Annotated in this window: 16 protein-coding genes; 10 read left to right on the top strand and 6 right to left on the bottom strand. The window is 71.5% G+C overall.

The genetic code is table 11. The annotated features are described in order from the left end of the window. Nucleotide 1: 1 nt before the first annotated feature. The gene (locus N4G66_RS23080; protein ID WP_261706069.1) at nt 2-742 is read right to left on the bottom strand and encodes a flavodoxin family protein; all 741 of its coding nucleotides are present in this window, start codon (nt 740-742) and stop codon (nt 2-4) included. Nucleotides 743-1,111: 369 nt separating this feature from the next. On the opposite strand from N4G66_RS23080, the gene N4G66_RS23075 reads away from it, so the two are divergent. From N4G66_RS23075 to N4G66_RS23060, 4 genes are all read left to right on the top strand, one after another. Further along, complete coding sequence (locus N4G66_RS23075; protein WP_261706068.1) at nt 1,112-1,972, top strand: oxidoreductase; 861 nt, start codon at nt 1,112-1,114, stop codon at nt 1,970-1,972. Between the two features lie 60 nt (nt 1,973-2,032). Beyond that, nucleotides 2,033-2,608, top strand: coding sequence for a hypothetical protein (locus N4G66_RS23070; protein ID WP_261706067.1), 576 nt, complete (start codon nt 2,033-2,035; stop codon nt 2,606-2,608). A gap of 210 nt (nt 2,609-2,818) precedes the next feature. Further along, nucleotides 2,819-4,468, top strand: coding sequence for a serine/threonine-protein kinase (locus tag N4G66_RS23065; protein WP_261706066.1), 1,650 nt, complete (start codon nt 2,819-2,821; stop codon nt 4,466-4,468). Beyond that, the gene (locus N4G66_RS23060) at nt 4,465-5,154 is read left to right on the top strand and encodes a hypothetical protein (protein WP_261706065.1); all 690 of its coding nucleotides are present in this window, start codon (nt 4,465-4,467) and stop codon (nt 5,152-5,154) included. The genes N4G66_RS23065 and N4G66_RS23060 overlap by 4 nt, the downstream gene beginning before the upstream one ends. A 42-nt stretch (nt 5,155-5,196) precedes the next feature. Here the strand turns inward: N4G66_RS23060 and N4G66_RS23055 are convergent, their stop codons facing one another. Beyond that, nucleotides 5,197-6,201 (bottom strand): LacI family DNA-binding transcriptional regulator, encoded by a 1,005-nt coding sequence (locus tag N4G66_RS23055; RefSeq protein WP_261706064.1) that lies wholly within the window; start codon nt 6,199-6,201, stop codon nt 5,197-5,199. A gap of 146 nt (nt 6,202-6,347) precedes the next feature. On the opposite strand from N4G66_RS23055, the gene N4G66_RS23050 reads away from it, so the two are divergent. Then, nucleotides 6,348-7,238 (top strand): amidohydrolase, encoded by an 891-nt coding sequence (locus N4G66_RS23050; protein WP_261706063.1) that lies wholly within the window; start codon nt 6,348-6,350, stop codon nt 7,236-7,238. 37 nt (nt 7,239-7,275) lie between these two features. Next, nucleotides 7,276-7,776, top strand: coding sequence for a cysteine dioxygenase (locus N4G66_RS23045; RefSeq protein ID WP_261706062.1), 501 nt, complete (start codon nt 7,276-7,278; stop codon nt 7,774-7,776). Between the two features lie 101 nt (nt 7,777-7,877). Here N4G66_RS23045 and N4G66_RS23040 read toward each other — a convergent pair whose 3' ends face one another. The 4 genes from N4G66_RS23040 to N4G66_RS23025 form a co-directional block, all read right to left on the bottom strand. Then, on the bottom strand, nt 7,878-8,249 hold the full coding sequence (locus tag N4G66_RS23040; RefSeq protein ID WP_261706061.1) for an alpha-amylase: 372 nt from the start codon (nt 8,247-8,249) through the stop codon (nt 7,878-7,880). 573 nt (nt 8,250-8,822) lie between these two features. Next, nucleotides 8,823-9,314, bottom strand: a complete 492-nt coding sequence (locus N4G66_RS23035) for a hypothetical protein (protein WP_261706060.1) — start codon at nt 9,312-9,314, stop codon at nt 8,823-8,825. Between the two features lie 395 nt (nt 9,315-9,709). Further along, nucleotides 9,710-9,967: a hypothetical protein gene (locus tag N4G66_RS23030; RefSeq protein ID WP_261706059.1), complete on the bottom strand. Its 258-nt coding sequence runs from the start codon at nt 9,965-9,967 to the stop codon at nt 9,710-9,712. Continuing rightward, nucleotides 9,954-10,268 (bottom strand): DUF6400 family protein, encoded by a 315-nt coding sequence (locus N4G66_RS23025; protein ID WP_261706058.1) that lies wholly within the window; start codon nt 10,266-10,268, stop codon nt 9,954-9,956. The genes N4G66_RS23030 and N4G66_RS23025 overlap by 14 nt, the downstream gene beginning before the upstream one ends. Before the next feature lie 234 nt (nt 10,269-10,502). Here N4G66_RS23025 and N4G66_RS23020 point away from each other — a divergent pair, with 234 nt between their 5' ends. The 4 genes from N4G66_RS23020 to N4G66_RS23005 all read left to right on the top strand — a co-directional run bounded on the left by N4G66_RS23020 (nt 10,503) and on the right by N4G66_RS23005 (nt 14,863). After that, nucleotides 10,503-11,000, top strand: a complete 498-nt coding sequence (locus N4G66_RS23020) for a lamin tail domain-containing protein (protein WP_261706057.1) — start codon at nt 10,503-10,505, stop codon at nt 10,998-11,000. A gap of 359 nt (nt 11,001-11,359) precedes the next feature. After that, nucleotides 11,360-13,102: a diacylglycerol kinase family protein gene (locus N4G66_RS23015; protein WP_261706056.1), complete on the top strand. Its 1,743-nt coding sequence runs from the start codon at nt 11,360-11,362 to the stop codon at nt 13,100-13,102. Then, the gene (locus N4G66_RS23010) at nt 13,103-14,056 is read left to right on the top strand and encodes a YihY/virulence factor BrkB family protein (RefSeq protein ID WP_261706055.1); all 954 of its coding nucleotides are present in this window, start codon (nt 13,103-13,105) and stop codon (nt 14,054-14,056) included. After that, nucleotides 14,057-14,863, top strand: coding sequence for a phosphatase PAP2 family protein (locus tag N4G66_RS23005; protein WP_261706054.1), 807 nt, complete (start codon nt 14,057-14,059; stop codon nt 14,861-14,863). Nucleotides 14,864-14,877 lie beyond the last annotated feature (14 nt).

The following is a 14,877-nucleotide window of genomic DNA, read 5'->3' as shown; positions in this document are numbered from 1 at the left end:
CTCAGCGGTAGTCGGGGTTCGGGGCGTCAGGACGGCAGCCCGCGTCCCATTGCGAACGCTGGTTGCCGTGGGCCGGGATACCGCCGGACCGCTTCAGCAGGGCGGCCATGTGCATCAGGTTCCAGGTCATGAAGCTGGTGTTGCGGTTGGTGAAGTCGTTCTCGGGGCCGCCCGAACCCGGGTCGAGATACGACGGACCGGGACCCGCCGGGCCGATCCAGCCGGCGTCGGCCTGCGGCGGGATGGTGTATCCGAGGTGCTGGAGGCTGTAGAGGAGGTTCATCGCGCAGTGCTTCACACCGTCCTCGTTGCCGGTGATCAGACAACCGCCGACCCGCCCGTAATAGGCGTACTGACCGGCCGAGTTGAGCAGTCCCGAGCCGCTGTAGAGCCGTTCGACGACCTGTTTGGTGACCGAGCTGTTGTCACCCAGCCAGATCGGCCCGGCGAGGACGAGGATGTCGGCGGCCATCACCCGCTCCTGAATGGCCGGCCAGTCGTCCGTGGCGAAGCCGTGTTCGGTCATGTCCGGGTAGACGCCCGGCGCGATGTCGTGGTCGACGGCACGTACCTCCTCGACCGTGACTCCCCGCGCCTCCATGATCGCGCTGCTCTTGTCGACCAGCCCCTGGGTGTGGCTCTGCTGGGGTGCCGGCTTGAGGGTGCAGTTGATGAACAGCGCGCGCAGGTCGTCGAAGCGGTACGCGTCGTCGGCTGCCGAGGTCGACGGTGTCTCGGTCACGGGGGACTCCTTCGTGCGGGGCTGCGGCGGTACGGGCCGGGATGCGGGACGACTCGGCGTCGGGCCCGATGGGTCGGTTGCTCAGGAGCAGCGTCTCCTGTGCACCCCGGCTTGTCCCCGAACGACGCACGGGCGCGCGTCATGTACGGCGTACGCCGATGTATCGCGCTCCGTGCGGGTGTACGCCATAGGGCGCACACCGCGTGCCGTGCGCCCTGTGGTGCACGCCCTCGTGGTGCGCGCCTCGAGAGGGGCGGGCTGCCGGTCGTACGACGGCCCGACCGAGACGACTCGCGGGCCGCAAGCCATTTCCGAACGGGTCCCTCGGCACCGATATCACCCTTGCGCCGGAGGTCTAGGGTGGTGATCGTGACGACTGAACGATGGGCACTCGGCGGCGACTTGAGCGTCGCACGAATCGGCTACGGCGCGATGAAGCTGACCGGCTGGCCGAGAGGCGACCGGCCGGACCGGGACACCGCACTGGGGATTCTGCGCCGTGCCGTGGAACTCGGGGTGAACCACATCGACACCTCGTACTACTACGCACGTGACGGGGTGTCGGCGAACGAGCTGATCCGGGAGGCCCTGTACCCCTACCCGGACGACCTGGTGATCGTGACCAAGGTGGGCGCGCTGGTCGAGGGCGCCGACATCGCCCTGCCGGCGGCCGGGAAGACGGGCCTCACGGCCGACAATCTGCGCCGCGGCATCGAGGCGAACCTCAGTTCGCTCGGCCTGGACCGGATGGACGTGGTGAACCTCAGGCTGGGTGACCTCGCCGAGACCGGGACCCCGTCCTTGGCCGAACCGCTGGAAGCGCTGCTGGCGCTGCGCGACGAGGGCCTGATCCGGCATCTGGGCGTCTCCAACGTCACGGCCGACGAATTCGCGGAGGCGCGCAAGATCGCGCCGATCTCCTGCGTCCAGAACCTCTACAACCTGTCCCAGCGCGATGACGACCCCCTCGTCGACGCCTGCGCGGAAGCCGGCATCGCCTACGTCCCGTTCTTCCCGGTGGGCGGCTTCCAGCCGGTCACCGCCGAACACCTGGAGTCCGTCGCCGCCCGCCACCGCGCGACCACGCCCCAGGTGGCCCTGGCCTGGCTGCTGGCCCGGTCACCCAACATCCTCCTCATCCCCGGCACCGGCTCCTTGGCCCACCTGGAGGAGAACATCGCCGCCGGCGCGCTCGAACTGAGCGCCGAGGACATCGCCGAGCTGGGGTAGCGCATGCGTTTCGGCAGTGCCGGTCCGGACGCGGTGGACTAGGCCCCGTACGCAGATGGGGTGGACGGGGCCCCGTACGCGGACGATCCGGACGACGAGAGCGACCCGGAGCACGAACGCCCCGGATCGCGGCGGTGGTTGGGGTGCGCGGGCGTGGTGGGTGCCGTGCTCGCGCTGATGGCGGGAGGGTTCGTGTGGCTGTTCCAGGACGAGCTGTTCCATCCGTTCGGGGACACACGGGCGTGTGACGGCAGCGAAAGCCGGCTGCCGAACGTGATCTCGGCCGGGGGTGTTCCGATCCCCGCCGACGCCTCGGACATTCACTACGTCACGCGCAATGGCGTCGCCGAGGTCTCCTTCCTCAGCGATCTCATGCCCGACTACCTGCATCGCGCGGGCGTCGTCCCGGAAGGGACGCCCCTGCCCGACGAGCGGTACGGCAGCCCGTACGGGCTCGGCGACGGCGAACGACCCGAGGGGCTGTGCGGCCCGGCGCTCAGGGGACCTGCCTGGAGCTACCAGGCCACGGGCACGGACGGGGGGCCGGGCGCCGAGATCCTGATCGAACGCTCCTCCATCGACTCCGACAGCTTCCGGACACCGGCCCGCGTCATCGTTTCGTTCGCGACCCCCTGAACACGCCGCCGAAGGCACTGGTCGGCCGGCGAACAAGGTGGCGCGAGGACCGGCGGCTACAGCCCGTGTGACGCGAGTGACGGCGGGCGGGCGATCCGCTCCCCGGCCGCCTGCAACCGAAGTGGCTCCAATCGTGTCTCACAGCACACGACTGGAGCGCGTGGGGACCGGAATGCCTCACGCGCCCCACGTCTTGGGGAGGCATGGGTCATGAGCACATGGGCGGTACCGGGCTACTCCGAATCCCGCGAGCTCGGTTCGGGGGCGAGCGGACGCGTCGCCCTGGCCGTTCACGAGGAGACCGGCCATCCGGTCGCGGTCAAGTACCTCAGTGAGTCGCTGCGTACCCGTCCGGGCTTCGTGCACGAGTTCCGGGCCGAGGCCCGGCTGCTCGGCGGGCTGCGGAGTGCCCATGTGGCAGGCCTCTACGAGTACGTGGAGGGGCCGGAGGGCGCGGCCATCGTGATGGAGCTGGTGGACGGCGTGTCTCTGCGGGCCCTGCTCGCCCGGGAGGCTCCCCTCGATCCGGAAGCCGCGCTGGTCCTCCTCAAGGGCTCGCTGCTCGGCCTCGCCGACGCCCACCGCGTCGGCGTGGTCCACCGTGACTACAAACCGGAGAACGTCCTCGTCCGTCCCGACGGCACGTCGAAGCTCGTCGACTTCGGGATCGCCGCCACCGACGGCACCACCGCGGGCATCGCGGGCACGCCGTCGTACATGGCTCCCGAGCAGTGGACCGGCGCCCCCGCCTCGCCGGCCGCCGACGTGTACGCCGCGACCGCGACGTTCTTCGAGTGCCTGACCGGCCGCAAGCCCTACACGGGCGGGAACCTGGCCGAACTCGCCCTCCAGCACGTGGACGGAGCCATCCCCGCCGACGAGGTCCCCGAACCGGTGCGCTCCCTCGTCCAGCGCGGCCTCGCCAAGTCGCCCGAGCAACGGCCCGCCCATGCCGAGGACTTCGTCGCGGAACTCGAGGCCACGGCCGGCGGCGCGTACGGCCCGGACTGGGAGGAGCGCGGTCGCGGGCGGCTCGCGGCGCTGGCGGCACTGTCCCTGCTGCTGCTTCCCTCCGTCCCCTCCGTTCCGCGCCGGGCCACGGACACGGCGCGCACGATCCTCGGCGGGACACCCGACTGGCTCCGTGCCTGGCAGCCGAGCCTGCGCACACTGCTCGTGTCGGGGGCCGCGCTCGTCGCGGCCCTCCTCCTGACGTACGGCATCGACCGGCACGCTCCGGACTTCGGCACGCCGCGCAGAGCGGCGGAGGCACTCGCCACCACCAGCGCACAGCCGACCGGTGGCAGCGGCCCCACGGCGTCGGCGGACCCCGGATCGCCGACTCCGTCCTCCTCGTCAGCCACCTCGGATGCGCCCACGCCTTCCGGCTCGGCCACGGACTCCACCGCCCAGCCGACCGTGTCGGCGTCCGCGACGGCCGGCGCCTCCACGTCCGCCACCGTCGCGCCCCCGACGTCACCGGCCGCGACAACGTCCGAGCCCACCACGACTTCCCCGTCGCCCACCATCGGCGTCAACGTCAAGTCCGTCACGTTCAGCGGTTTCCGGCAGACGGGCACGGCGACCGCGGCGGCGACGGCCACCGTCACCACCGACGGAACCGGACCGGTCACCATCACGGTCGCGTGGTTCACCGGTGAGGTCAGCGGGCAGGCCGGAGCCCAGGACGGGGCGACAGAGACGTACCAGCGCAGCGGTTCGACCCAGTACACCATCGCTCTCGGCCATACGTTCCAGGGAGCGGGCTGTTACTGGGGTGTCCAGGCCAGGACCCAGCCGGCCTCCGCTGACGGCGGCGCCTGGCAACAGCTACTGACGCGGCGGTGCATGATCTCGTGACTGAACACCCCGGCGCCGCGGGCGCCCCCTCCCCCGACGACGACTACAGCGCGACCGCGCTGGCCAGCCACTGGATCCAACGGCCGGACTCCCCCGACACGCTTCCCCTCTCGGGGGACACGGTGACGGTGGCGCTGTCGGGTCCCATGGCGGCGACGGTGGCGCTGTTTGATTCCACGACCGAGGAGACACCTCCCGACCGGGTCGAGGGAACCCTGCTGCGCTTCGGACCCGGTGTGAACGCCGACACCATGCGCCGGGTCACCGGGGTTCCTCCGGCAGTCCCGGTACGCCGCCGGACCTGGCGCAGACACGCGCTGCCCACCGTGGTGCTGCTGGCAGTCGTCGCCTTTCTCCTCTGGCACCGCTCCGCGCCGTCCCTCGGCGTGGACGACGTCGCGGTCTCCACCTTGTCGCCCTCACCCGGATGCGACGAGACCGCCGATGTCACGGCCACGGTCACCACCAACGGCAGGCCTGGCTCACTCGCGTACCGCTGGGTCCGCAGCGACGGCACCTCCTCGGACGTCCTGCACGAGGACATGACGCGTGGCCAGAAACAGGCACGGCTGCACTTGTTGTGGACGTTCCAGGGCAACGGCCGCTACACGGCCCGCGCCGAGCTGCGTCTGCTCTCACCCGTGCGCCGAACCGTCTCGACGGGGCTCACGTACCACTGCCCGTGACCTGGCCCGGCGGGCGTCCGGCCGACGGCACGGCCGTGGCCTTCAGACGGCCACGGCGGATCCCCGCGCGCACATCACCGGAGCGCACAGGATCCGTTTTCTGCGCGCCCGCTTTCCCTCGATCGCGGAAGCGGTCAACCGGGCGGCTTCCGCGGCGATCTGCGTGAGCCCCCAGCCGACCGTGGTCAGCGGTGGTGTGAGGACCCGGGAGACGGGGTGGTCGTCGAACCCGACGACCGAGACGTCGCGCCCCACGACGAGTGACGCCTCCGCCGCCGCCGCGTACACCCCGTAGGCGAGGGAGTCGGAGAAGCAGAAGACGGCGGTGGCGCGTCGGTCCCCGTCGAGGACGCGCCGCGCGACGACGGTCGCGGCGCCCAGCTCCTGTGGGCAGGGCACGAGTTCGGCTCGCAGCCCTATCCGGTCGGCCGCCTCGCGCACATACACGTCGGCGGGCCGGTCGGGCGTGCTCGGCCGGGTCGGGGTCAGCACGGTCACCCTGCGGTGGCCGAGACCGTGGAGGTACTCGAGTACGGCGTCGATCCCTGCCCGGTTGTCGAAGATGACCTGCCCGGCCGTACGCGCCCGGCTCAGTGAGTCACCGACGGCGACGACCGGCAGCGCGTCGGCGATCGCCTCCCACGCCTTCGCCGCCGGATTCACCGGGGACACCACGAGCGCGTCGACACGCTGATCGCGCAGCTGCTTGGCGAGGACGAGCTCCCGGTCGGGGTCGCCGCCCGCGTCCAGGATCAGCGCGTAGCGGTCGCCGGCCAGCAGTTCCCGGCCGATGGCCGCCATGAGCTGCTGCTGCCAGAGGTCCTGGAGATCACCTGCGAGCACGCCGACCATGCTGGTACGGCCGCTGGCGAGGGCTCGGGCGATGGGGTCGGCCTCGTAGCCGAGTTCGGCCGCGGCCTTGCGTACGCGTTCCTCGGTCTCCTTGGAGACGTGCTTGCCGCGCAGGGCGTAGGAGACAGCGGCGGTGGAGAGGCCGGTGGCCTCGGCCACCTCCCTGAGGGTGGTGCGCTTCTGGGGCCTGACCATGCCGGGAAGCCTACCGGGCCCCGTCCGGATCGCTGGCATGTGCTTGACACGCCTTGTTGTTAAGCGCTTAAGTTAAGCGCATCACTGAAGCGCTTAACCAATAGCACTCCCGCGTCGTCACCGTACGGACTCCTCAAGGATTTCAGGTGCCCATCGACGTCCACCAGCACATCTGGCCGCCCGACTTCGTCGCTCTGCTGCGTGCGCGCACCACACCGCCGCACCTCGACGACTGGACGCTGCGCCTGGAGGGCGAGCCGCCCTACGAGGTGGACCCGGCCGACCACGACGTGGACGCCCGCACGCGTCTGGCCGCCGCAGACTCCCTCGACCTCGCCCTGGTCTCCCTCTCCAGCCCGCTGGGCATCGAGCACCTGCCGGCGGCCGAAGCGCTGCCGCTGCTGAACGCCTTCCACGAGGGGGTGCTCGCCCTCCCGGCGCCCTTCGGCGTCTGGGCATCCCCCTGTCTGAGCGAGCCGGACCCCGAGGCGGTGGAGCGCGATCTGCGCCGGGGCTGCGTGGGTCTTCAACTCCCGGCCACCGCACTGCTGGACGCGGCGGGCTGGCGCGACCGCGCCCCGTTCCTGGACCTCCTCACCCGCCTCGACAAGCCCCTGTTCGTCCATCCCGGCAAGGCTCCGCCCGCCGTCCAGGCGCCGCCCTGGTGGGCGGCCCTGGTCCCCTACCAACAGCAGTTGCACGGTGCGTGGTTCGCGTTCCGGGCCTTCGGCCGCGCCCGCCATCCGGGACTGCGTGTCTGTTTCGCCGCACTCGCGGGCCTGGCCCCCTTGCACGGTGAACGGCTCGCGGCCCGGGGCGGCGGCCGTGGCGAGGTCGACTTCGACGTCTTCTACGACACGTCGTCCTACGGCACGCGGGCCGTGGACGCTCTCGTCCGGGCCGTCGGCATCGATGTCGTCGTCAGTGGCAGCGACCGGCCGTACGCGCCGCCCGTCATCCCCGACCTGGGGGCGGGCGCCGCCGTCCACGCCCTGTGCACCGTCAACCCCGCCCGTCTGCTGCACGGCCGCACCTGAGCCGCCCGGCGGACCACTCCTGGAAGGGAACATCACCGTGACGTACTCGTCCCTGCCGGACCGCACGCTCGACAAGCACGAACTCCAACGGCTCGTCGACGACCTCGCCGCACGGCCCGAGCTCTGGCGCGACCGGATCGCCTTCTCCCACGAAGAGCGGCACTACGCCTCCCTGCACCGTGACGAGTACGTCGACGTCTGGCTGCTCTGCTGGACCCGGCGCAGCGACACCGGCTGGCACGACCACGACGTCTCCTCAGGTGCCGTCCGGGTGGTCCAGGGCGCTCTGATCGAGTCCAACCCCCGCATCGGCGGCCGTCACCTGTCCGTCGGCGTCGGCGCGGGTGACTCGTTCTGCTTCGGCCCGGACCACATCCACCGCCTCTCGGGCGCCACGGACGACGCGGTCTCCCTGCACGCCTACTCGCCGCCGCTGTGGCGCCTGGGTCAGTACGACATCTCCGAGGACGGTCTGATGCGCCGCGTCTCCGTCTCGTACGCCGACGAGCTCCGGCCCCTGGACAGCCCCGCCGCGTGACGGCGCCGGCCCGCCCGCACGGAACGGAGTCCCGGGCGAAGGAGGAGACCCCGGGCGAGGGGGGAGATCCGTCGCCCGGGTCGGCGCGATGTGCGACGACCTCACACGTTCGCCGGTGTGCAGGTGCTCAGGCCCGTGACGTAGTTGAGCTGGGGGCCGTAGCCCGCGAAGGTGGCGATGGCCCGGGGAAGCAGGGTGCGGCAGGGGGCGCCCTGGCCGTCGGTGTATTCGACGGTGACGTTCACGGTGGTGTCGCAGTCGTTGACGACGGTCGTGTAGCGCCAGTCGCTGTAGTAGTGGACGCAGTCCGGGACGGCTGCCGCTTGGACGACATCGTCGGCGAGGACACCGGGGCCGGCGTCTCGCGCGGCGGCGGGTGCGCCGGTCGCGCCCAACAGGCCCAGAACGGCGGCGGACAGACCCAGGACCGTCCTGAGCCGGAGCGGGGATACGGAGCGGCTGGCGGAGAACATGGTGGCGTCCCTCGTGTCGGCGAAGCAGCGGCCTTGGAGCCGCCGCGCGATGCCACCCTGCAACGCCTGCAAGAATTGCGCAAAGCCCTGCAACAGCTTTCAGTCGATGATGAACTCTCAACCGAATCAATGCTGTTCATGGAAATGCCCCGATCCGGTCCTTGTGCTCGCCTCCGGAGCGACACGCGCATCTCGGCACGTCGCCGATCACCGCGGACGGACGGGTGCGCGACGGCGCTCACGCGCGGAACGAGTGAGGACCGGCGGAAACCCTGGGGAGAGCCGGGTACGACGGCCGGGTCGTCCGGTCGTCGGCCGACACGCCGGTCGGACCGGCGCGCAGGACACTCTCGCCGAGGGGCGGAAGCGGACCTGGGCTTCGCCTTCGCCCAGGACGCGTCGACCACCGGTCGACGACAACCGGCGGGCCCCGAGGGGCCCCGAGGGGCCGCGGTGGGACCACGGCCGACCGCGGTGGTCCGTGGTCGGCCGACCGGTGAGCCCCTGGTCAGCGGGATGGGACCGCGGTCGGCCGGGCGCGGGTGGGACCGCGATCAGCCGCCGGGAACCCGGTCAGCCGCGCGATCTGCCCTGATCCCGCCGGCCCTGTCGGGGCTGGGGGCGGCCACGGCCGACGGCGCGGCGACGTGACGGTGCCGGGGGTGCGTCGGCGCTGTTGAACCCGGGCCCGCTCGGGGCACTGAATCCGCCGGGGACCGCGGGCGCGCTCGCGGGGGCACCGGCGGTGGCCGGCGGCGGGGTGGGCGTGGACGGCGTGCGGGTGCGGGGCACGGCGCGGCCCACGACGCGGGTGTGCGTCATCAACGGGGCACACGCTGCGCAGACTTCCATCAGGGTCCACACCTGGGCAATGGCCGGATCATGGCGCAGCACCAGCAGCACACTGCCCATGCAGTGCACCTGGCTGTCCTCGTGGGAGGCGCACTGCGTCTGCCGGCAGGCGCAGGCTGCGTCCGCGTGCACGGTGGCCGCGCGGGCATGCGCCCCGACATGGGCCTCGGCGAAGCGGCGCAGCGCGGCGAGGTCACGGGATCGCGGCGGCATGGCGCAGGGAGAGGAGCACGTGACCGACGCGGTGCGGTCGCTGTGGCCGGAGATGCGGACGGTCCAAGTGCGTCCCGGACGTCGCACGGCAGGGGATTCGGAGTGTGGGAGGTCCAAGACCGGCAGTCCTTCGGCAGTGGGATGTTCGCGCTGGTGCGCATAGTTTCTTTACCCGCGCGGGCCGGTCCGTCATCCACCGGTGGGCCGCGAGCGTCGTCGAATCTACGAGCGATGGCGTGCACGGGCCCGGACTGCTGTCGTGCGGGGTTGCGATCTTCCCACAGCGGCGCGCCGGACAAGTTCGACCCGCCTGGGGTCCCTGAGGATATCCCCGCCATGACGTGCGGGGCCCGGGGGGTGGGCGAAGACGTGTGCTCGTGGCACCTGCGCGCCGGTCAGCGTTTGGGGCGGCCGCCCGCGATGCGGTTCCACAGGGAGCGGGTGGCACCGAATCCGGTCTCGTGCACCCAGACGTGGGTGCACGAGGGGCACTGCAGGTGGAGCAGACTTCCAGTGGTGGAGAGCAGGTAGCGCCAGTGGTCGGAGCACGACCGCCGCTGCTCGCACGACGCGCACCCGCGGCTGTCGGCGCAGTTCGGACACGTCACCCAGGCGCGGCGCCCGATGTCCGCCTGCGGGTCAAGCGGCAGCACTGCCGTCTCCACGCCGGGGAAGCACGCCGGACGCGACCAGGCCGTCGTACACGCGCTGCTGCTCCTCGTCGAGACCGGAGTACAGGAGTGCGTACGCGGCTTCCTCTCCGCGCATTACCTCCATCGGGTCCCAGTCGGGGCCGAGGGCGGCCAGGACCTGGGCCTGACGCAGGGCCTCCTGAGCGGTGAGGTCGACGTCGAACTCGACCAGCACGGGGGCGTCCGGTCGACCGGCACCCGGGGAGCGCGGAGTGTCCGCATCGCCGGGACCTTCGGGGAGCGGTGGATTCTGTGGGGCCATGGCACAGAACTTAGGTATGCCTTTCTTGTCGGACAAGAGGAGGTGGGCGAAGTCACAGCAGGTCGGCGGCCTCGATGACGGGCCCCTCGGCCGATCCACAGGTCCGCCCGCCGGGCGGCGCGGGACGGCCTCGGCGCGAGGGTGTTTACGCGTCCCACACATTTTCGCCATCCACTGATCACATCATCGGTATGCTCCTGGAGCTTCATCCGCACCACTGAGGGGGGATTCCTCATGCGTATTCGCAACGCCCTGGCCGTCACCGCCGCCGCTGCCGGCACGCTCGCCGCCATCGCCACGGCCCCGGCACAGGCCACGGAGTACTCGTCCTCGCTGAAGATCAAGGGCGTCCAGTACGACGCGCCCGGCCGGGACTCCAACAGCTGCTCCAGCGGCAACACGAGAGACGAGTACCTGACGATCAAGAACTACTCGTCGGGCACGACCGTGAACCTGAAGGGCTACGTCGTCAAGGACGCCGTAGGCCACAAGTTCACCTTCTCCGCGAACCACTACCTCCAGCCCGGGGACTACATCAAGCTCCGCGGCGGCCACGGCACCGACTCGGACACGAACAACGTCGTCTACCGCCAGAACTGCAACTTCATCTGGAACAACGACAAGGACAGCATCTACCTGTACAAGCCGTCCGGCGCCCGCGCCGATGTCCACTCGTACACCAAGTCGGCCAACGACCGTGACGGCAACGGCTACATCTCCTATCACGGCTGAGCCGCCCCTCGGAGCCTGTCGACCGGTCTTCGGACGGGTGCCGGGCTCCGCCTGCACGGAACGACCGCCCCAGGTGAGGGCGCACCGGCGCGCGGCGGCGCGCGGGTGCTCCGCCTGGGGCGGGTCCGGTTGCTCCGCCTGAGCGGGTCCGTCGATCCGCGCCCGACCGCGCGGCATCCGCCCGACTGCGCGGCATCCATCCGAACCCGACTGCGCGGCATACATCCGAAACGGGGCTTTCCCCCGATTCCAGGCCTCCTCAGGCCTGCCCGAGGCGTTTCGGGGCACACGGCGGTGGACCCGGGAGGAAGCGCGGCCCGGGCGGAATCCGGCCGAACCGCGCTGCCCCGGGAGTCCCGATGCCTACCGCCGTACCGGACAGAGCTGCCGGAAGGTCCCGCAGCCGAACCGAAGTCGTGGGCTCGGCCCGCTCGTTCGCACTTCCCCGGGGCACCGGCCTGACGGCCGCACGCATCGGCGCGCTGACCGCGTGCCAGGCAGCGGTGATGGTGGGCCTCGGACTCCTGATCACCGGTCCCGCCCGCGGGCTGTGGCCGCTGACGGCCGAGGACGCCGTGAACGAGGACCTCGAACGGGCCCGCACCGGCACGCTCACCACGCTGTCGTCCATCGCCTCGGAAGCCGGCAACACCCTTACGGTCATCGCCGTCACGCTTCTGACCTGCCTGGGCCTGCTTCTGATACCCCGGCTGCCGATGTGGCGCCAAGCGGTCTTCCTCGCCCTCGCCGTCTCCCTCCAGTCCCTGGTCTTCCTGGCCATCACCGAATCGGTGGACCGGCACCGGCCTGACGTGGACCGCCTCGACGCCTCGCCGCCCACCTCCAGTTACACCTCCGGACACACCGGGGCGGCGACCGCGCTCTACGCCGGTCTGGCGGTGGTCGCGCTGTCCCGGATCCGCGGGCCGTGGCGCAGGATCGTGGCCGGACTGCTGCTGCTCCTGCCGCTGATCGTGGGCGCCGCCCGGCTCTACCGGGGCATGCATCACCCCACGGACGTCCTGGGCGGCCTCGCCAACGGCGGGCTGTCGCTGCTGATCGTGGGCCGCGCCCTGCTCGTCGACCGGTCCGTGGCCGCTGCGCCGTCCGGGGCCGGCGTACCCGCCGCACGGACCGCCGGTGAGCACCGGTCCGGCACGACCGCCGTCATCCTCAATCCCACGGTGACCCACGAGGCCACGCGCCACGATCTGCGCCGGATCCTCGAACGGCACGGCCACCGCGACCCCGTGTTCCTGGAGACCACCGCGGACGACCCGGGGGCCGGACAGACGGCCCGCGCGGTCCGCGAGGGCGCGACACTCGTCGTGGTCTGCGGTGGGGACGGAACGGTCCGCACCGTCGCCGATGCCCTGGCCGAGAGCGGTGTTCCGCTGGTCATCGTCCCCTGCGGCACCGGCAACCTGCTGGCACGCAATCTCGGTCTGCCGCTCTCCCCCACCGCCGCGCTCGACGCCGCGCTGGGCGGCGGTCCGCACCGTCTCGACCTGGGAAGCATCGAGGGCGACGGCCTGACCGCCACCCGGTTCGCCGCGATGGCCGGGGCTGGCCTCGACGCCGCGATGATGGAGCACACCGATCCTCGCGCCAAGGCCCACCTGGGCTGGGCGGCCTACGCTCTGGCCGGGATCGGAACGCTGAGGACACCCCGGATGCGCGTGACGATCCGGCTGGACGGCTCCCCCGCCTTCCGCCGCACGGCCCGTATGGTGCTCGTCGCCAACGTCGGAACCGTGCAGGGCGGGGTGACACTGCTGCCCGAGGCCCGTCCCGACGACGGCCTGCTCGACCTTCTGGTCCTCGACCCCCGCGGACCCGTCGGCTGGCTGCGCGCCGTACGGACACTACTGCGCGGCCGCGCCGAGTCGCACCGGCCGTCGGCCGTGCACACCATCGCCGCCGATGGCGCCGCCCAAGGCGGTGTCCCCGTCGAGTTCTTCACCTTCCGGCGCGCAGAACTCACTTTCGACACCGCTCAGTCCCGGGAACTCGACGGGGACCCGGTGGGTCCCGGGCGGCGCCTCACCGCCGAGGTCAGGCCCGGCGCTCTGACCGTCCTGCTGCCCTCCCGGGAGAAGTGAATGGGTACCGCGACCAAGGTCCCCGAGACCCGTGCCATGACCGGGGACGAGCTCTCCGCCGACGAGGCACTGGCGTCCCTGCGCCGCTACGGCGGCTGGCCGCTGCTGCGCGACGCGTTCATCCGTTTCCGCTACGCCGACGGGTTCAGCCATTCCCGTGCGCTCGCCCTGCAGACGGTCCTCGCCCTGATCCCCCTCGCCATCGCGTTCGTGGGTCTCTCCTCGGCCCTGCACACCGAGGACATCGGCAGGGTCGCCGAACTGACGATCCGCCGCATCGCCGCGGGCCCGAGCGCCGACGTCGTCGACGACGCGCTGCGCCGCAGCCGGCACACGGCGGGCGACGGGGCACAGGTCGCCCTGTGGTTCGGCCTGGCCTTCTCACTGGTCAACGTGACCACCGCGATGTGCCAGATAGAGCGCGGTGCCAACCGGATCTACGGGAACGAGCGCGACCGCGTCTTCCACCGGAAGTATCTGCGCGGCCTGGTCATGTCCCTGAGCGCGGGCATCCCGCTCGGCCTCGGATTCGTCCTGATGGTGGCAGGCGGCGACCTGGCGTCCGCGGTCGTGACCGTCTACCACCTCGACGGAGGCGCCAAGACCGCCTGGGACATGCTGCGTTGGCCCTTCGGTCTGCTTCTCGCCCTCATCTCGGCCAGCGCGATCTTCCGTCGCTCGCCCCGCCGTCGGCAGCCCGGATACACCTGGCTGGCCTTCGGCGCCGCCGTGTATCTGGTGCTCTGGACGGCGCTGACCTGGCTGTTGAGCCTCTACCTCGGGGTCAGTGGCTCCTTCGACACCATCTACGGCCCCCTGAGTGCCTTCATGTCGCTGTTGCTCTGGGCCTACCTGACCTCGATCGCCCTCTTCCTCGGGCTGTCCTTCGCCGCGCAGCTGGAGGCCTCACGTGCGCGGCGCCCCGGTCCGGTCCACCCCGATCCGGGAGTCTGAATGACGGCGCGCGTCACGGTGCGGAGCCTGCGAGAACGTCGCCGCCGCACGGCCGACCGCAGATTCGGCGCCCGGCTCCTCGGCTCGGCCGTCATCGCGGCGATCGCCGCGGTGCCCTTCGGTCTGCTCCTCGTCCTCGTCGAGGGGCGATGGCAGCCCCTGCGCCGGCTGGACGCGGGCGCCGCCCGGCGGCTGCACGGCGTCGCCCTGGAACATCCCGCCTGGACAAGTACGCTGCGCTTCCTCTCCGATCGGGTCTGGGATCCGCTCACCCTGCGTACGGCTGTCGCGCTGCTGACCTTCTGGCTGGTGTACCGCCGGGCATGGCGGCTGGCTGCCTGGTCCGCGGTGACAGCCGTGTCCGGCGGCGTCATCGGGCTCCTGGTGAAGACAATCGTCGAGCGGGCACGTCCGTCGCTGGAGGATCCGGTGGCACGGGCTCCCGGCTTCTCGTTCCCGTCGGGCCACGCGATGACCGCCACCACTTCGTTCGCCATCCTCTTGCTGGTCCTGCTGCCCGTGGTGCCGCGACCGTGGCGAGCTCTGTGCTGGTACGCGGCCGTGCTCTCCGTCCTCGGGGTCGGCTTCACCCGCGTCGCCCTGGGCGTGCACTGGTTCAGTGACGTGGTGGGCGGCTGGCTGCTCGGTCTGGCCGTCGTCGCACTCACCACCTGGGCCTTCGAGGCGTGGCGTGCCGACGCGGGGCGGGCCCGTGCCCCCGTCGGCGAAGGCCTGGAGCCCGAACTCACCGACGCACGGCCCGAACCCGGGGCATCCGGCGGGAAAGGTGAACGGCCCGGAACGTAACGGTTCCCTTGTGC

Origin of the sequence: Streptomyces rhizosphaerihabitans (assembly GCF_025399795.1) — a bacterium.
Classification (GTDB): Bacteria; Actinomycetota; Actinomycetes; order Streptomycetales; family Streptomycetaceae; genus Streptomyces; species Streptomyces rhizosphaerihabitans.
Note: the sequence above shows the minus strand (reverse complement) of the source record. Positions and strands in the feature narration are given on the sequence as shown.

What these genes read in the sequence shown, in the direction of transcription:
- N4G66_RS23065 (WP_261706066.1), top strand. Translation starts at nt 2,819, where the DNA reads ATGAGCACATGGGCGGTACCGGGCTACTCCGAATCCCGCGAGCTCGGT.
- N4G66_RS23055 (WP_261706064.1), bottom strand. Translation starts at nt 6,201, where the DNA reads ATGGTCAGGCCCCAGAAGCGCACCACCCTCAGGGAGGTGGCCGAGGCC.
- N4G66_RS23040 (WP_261706061.1), bottom strand. Translation starts at nt 8,249, where the DNA reads ATGTTCTCCGCCAGCCGCTCCGTATCCCCGCTCCGGCTCAGGACGGTC.
- N4G66_RS23035 (WP_261706060.1), bottom strand. Translation starts at nt 9,314, where the DNA reads ATGCCGCCGCGATCCCGTGACCTCGCCGCGCTGCGCCGCTTCGCCGAG.
- N4G66_RS23025 (WP_261706058.1), bottom strand. Translation starts at nt 10,268, where the DNA reads ATGGCCCCACAGAATCCACCGCTCCCCGAAGGTCCCGGCGATGCGGAC.
- N4G66_RS23020 (WP_261706057.1), top strand. Translation starts at nt 10,503, where the DNA reads ATGCGTATTCGCAACGCCCTGGCCGTCACCGCCGCCGCTGCCGGCACG.
- N4G66_RS23015 (WP_261706056.1), top strand. Translation starts at nt 11,360, where the DNA reads ATGCCTACCGCCGTACCGGACAGAGCTGCCGGAAGGTCCCGCAGCCGA.
- N4G66_RS23010 (WP_261706055.1), top strand. Translation starts at nt 13,103, where the DNA reads ATGGGTACCGCGACCAAGGTCCCCGAGACCCGTGCCATGACCGGGGAC.
- N4G66_RS23005 (WP_261706054.1), top strand. Translation starts at nt 14,057, where the DNA reads ATGACGGCGCGCGTCACGGTGCGGAGCCTGCGAGAACGTCGCCGCCGC.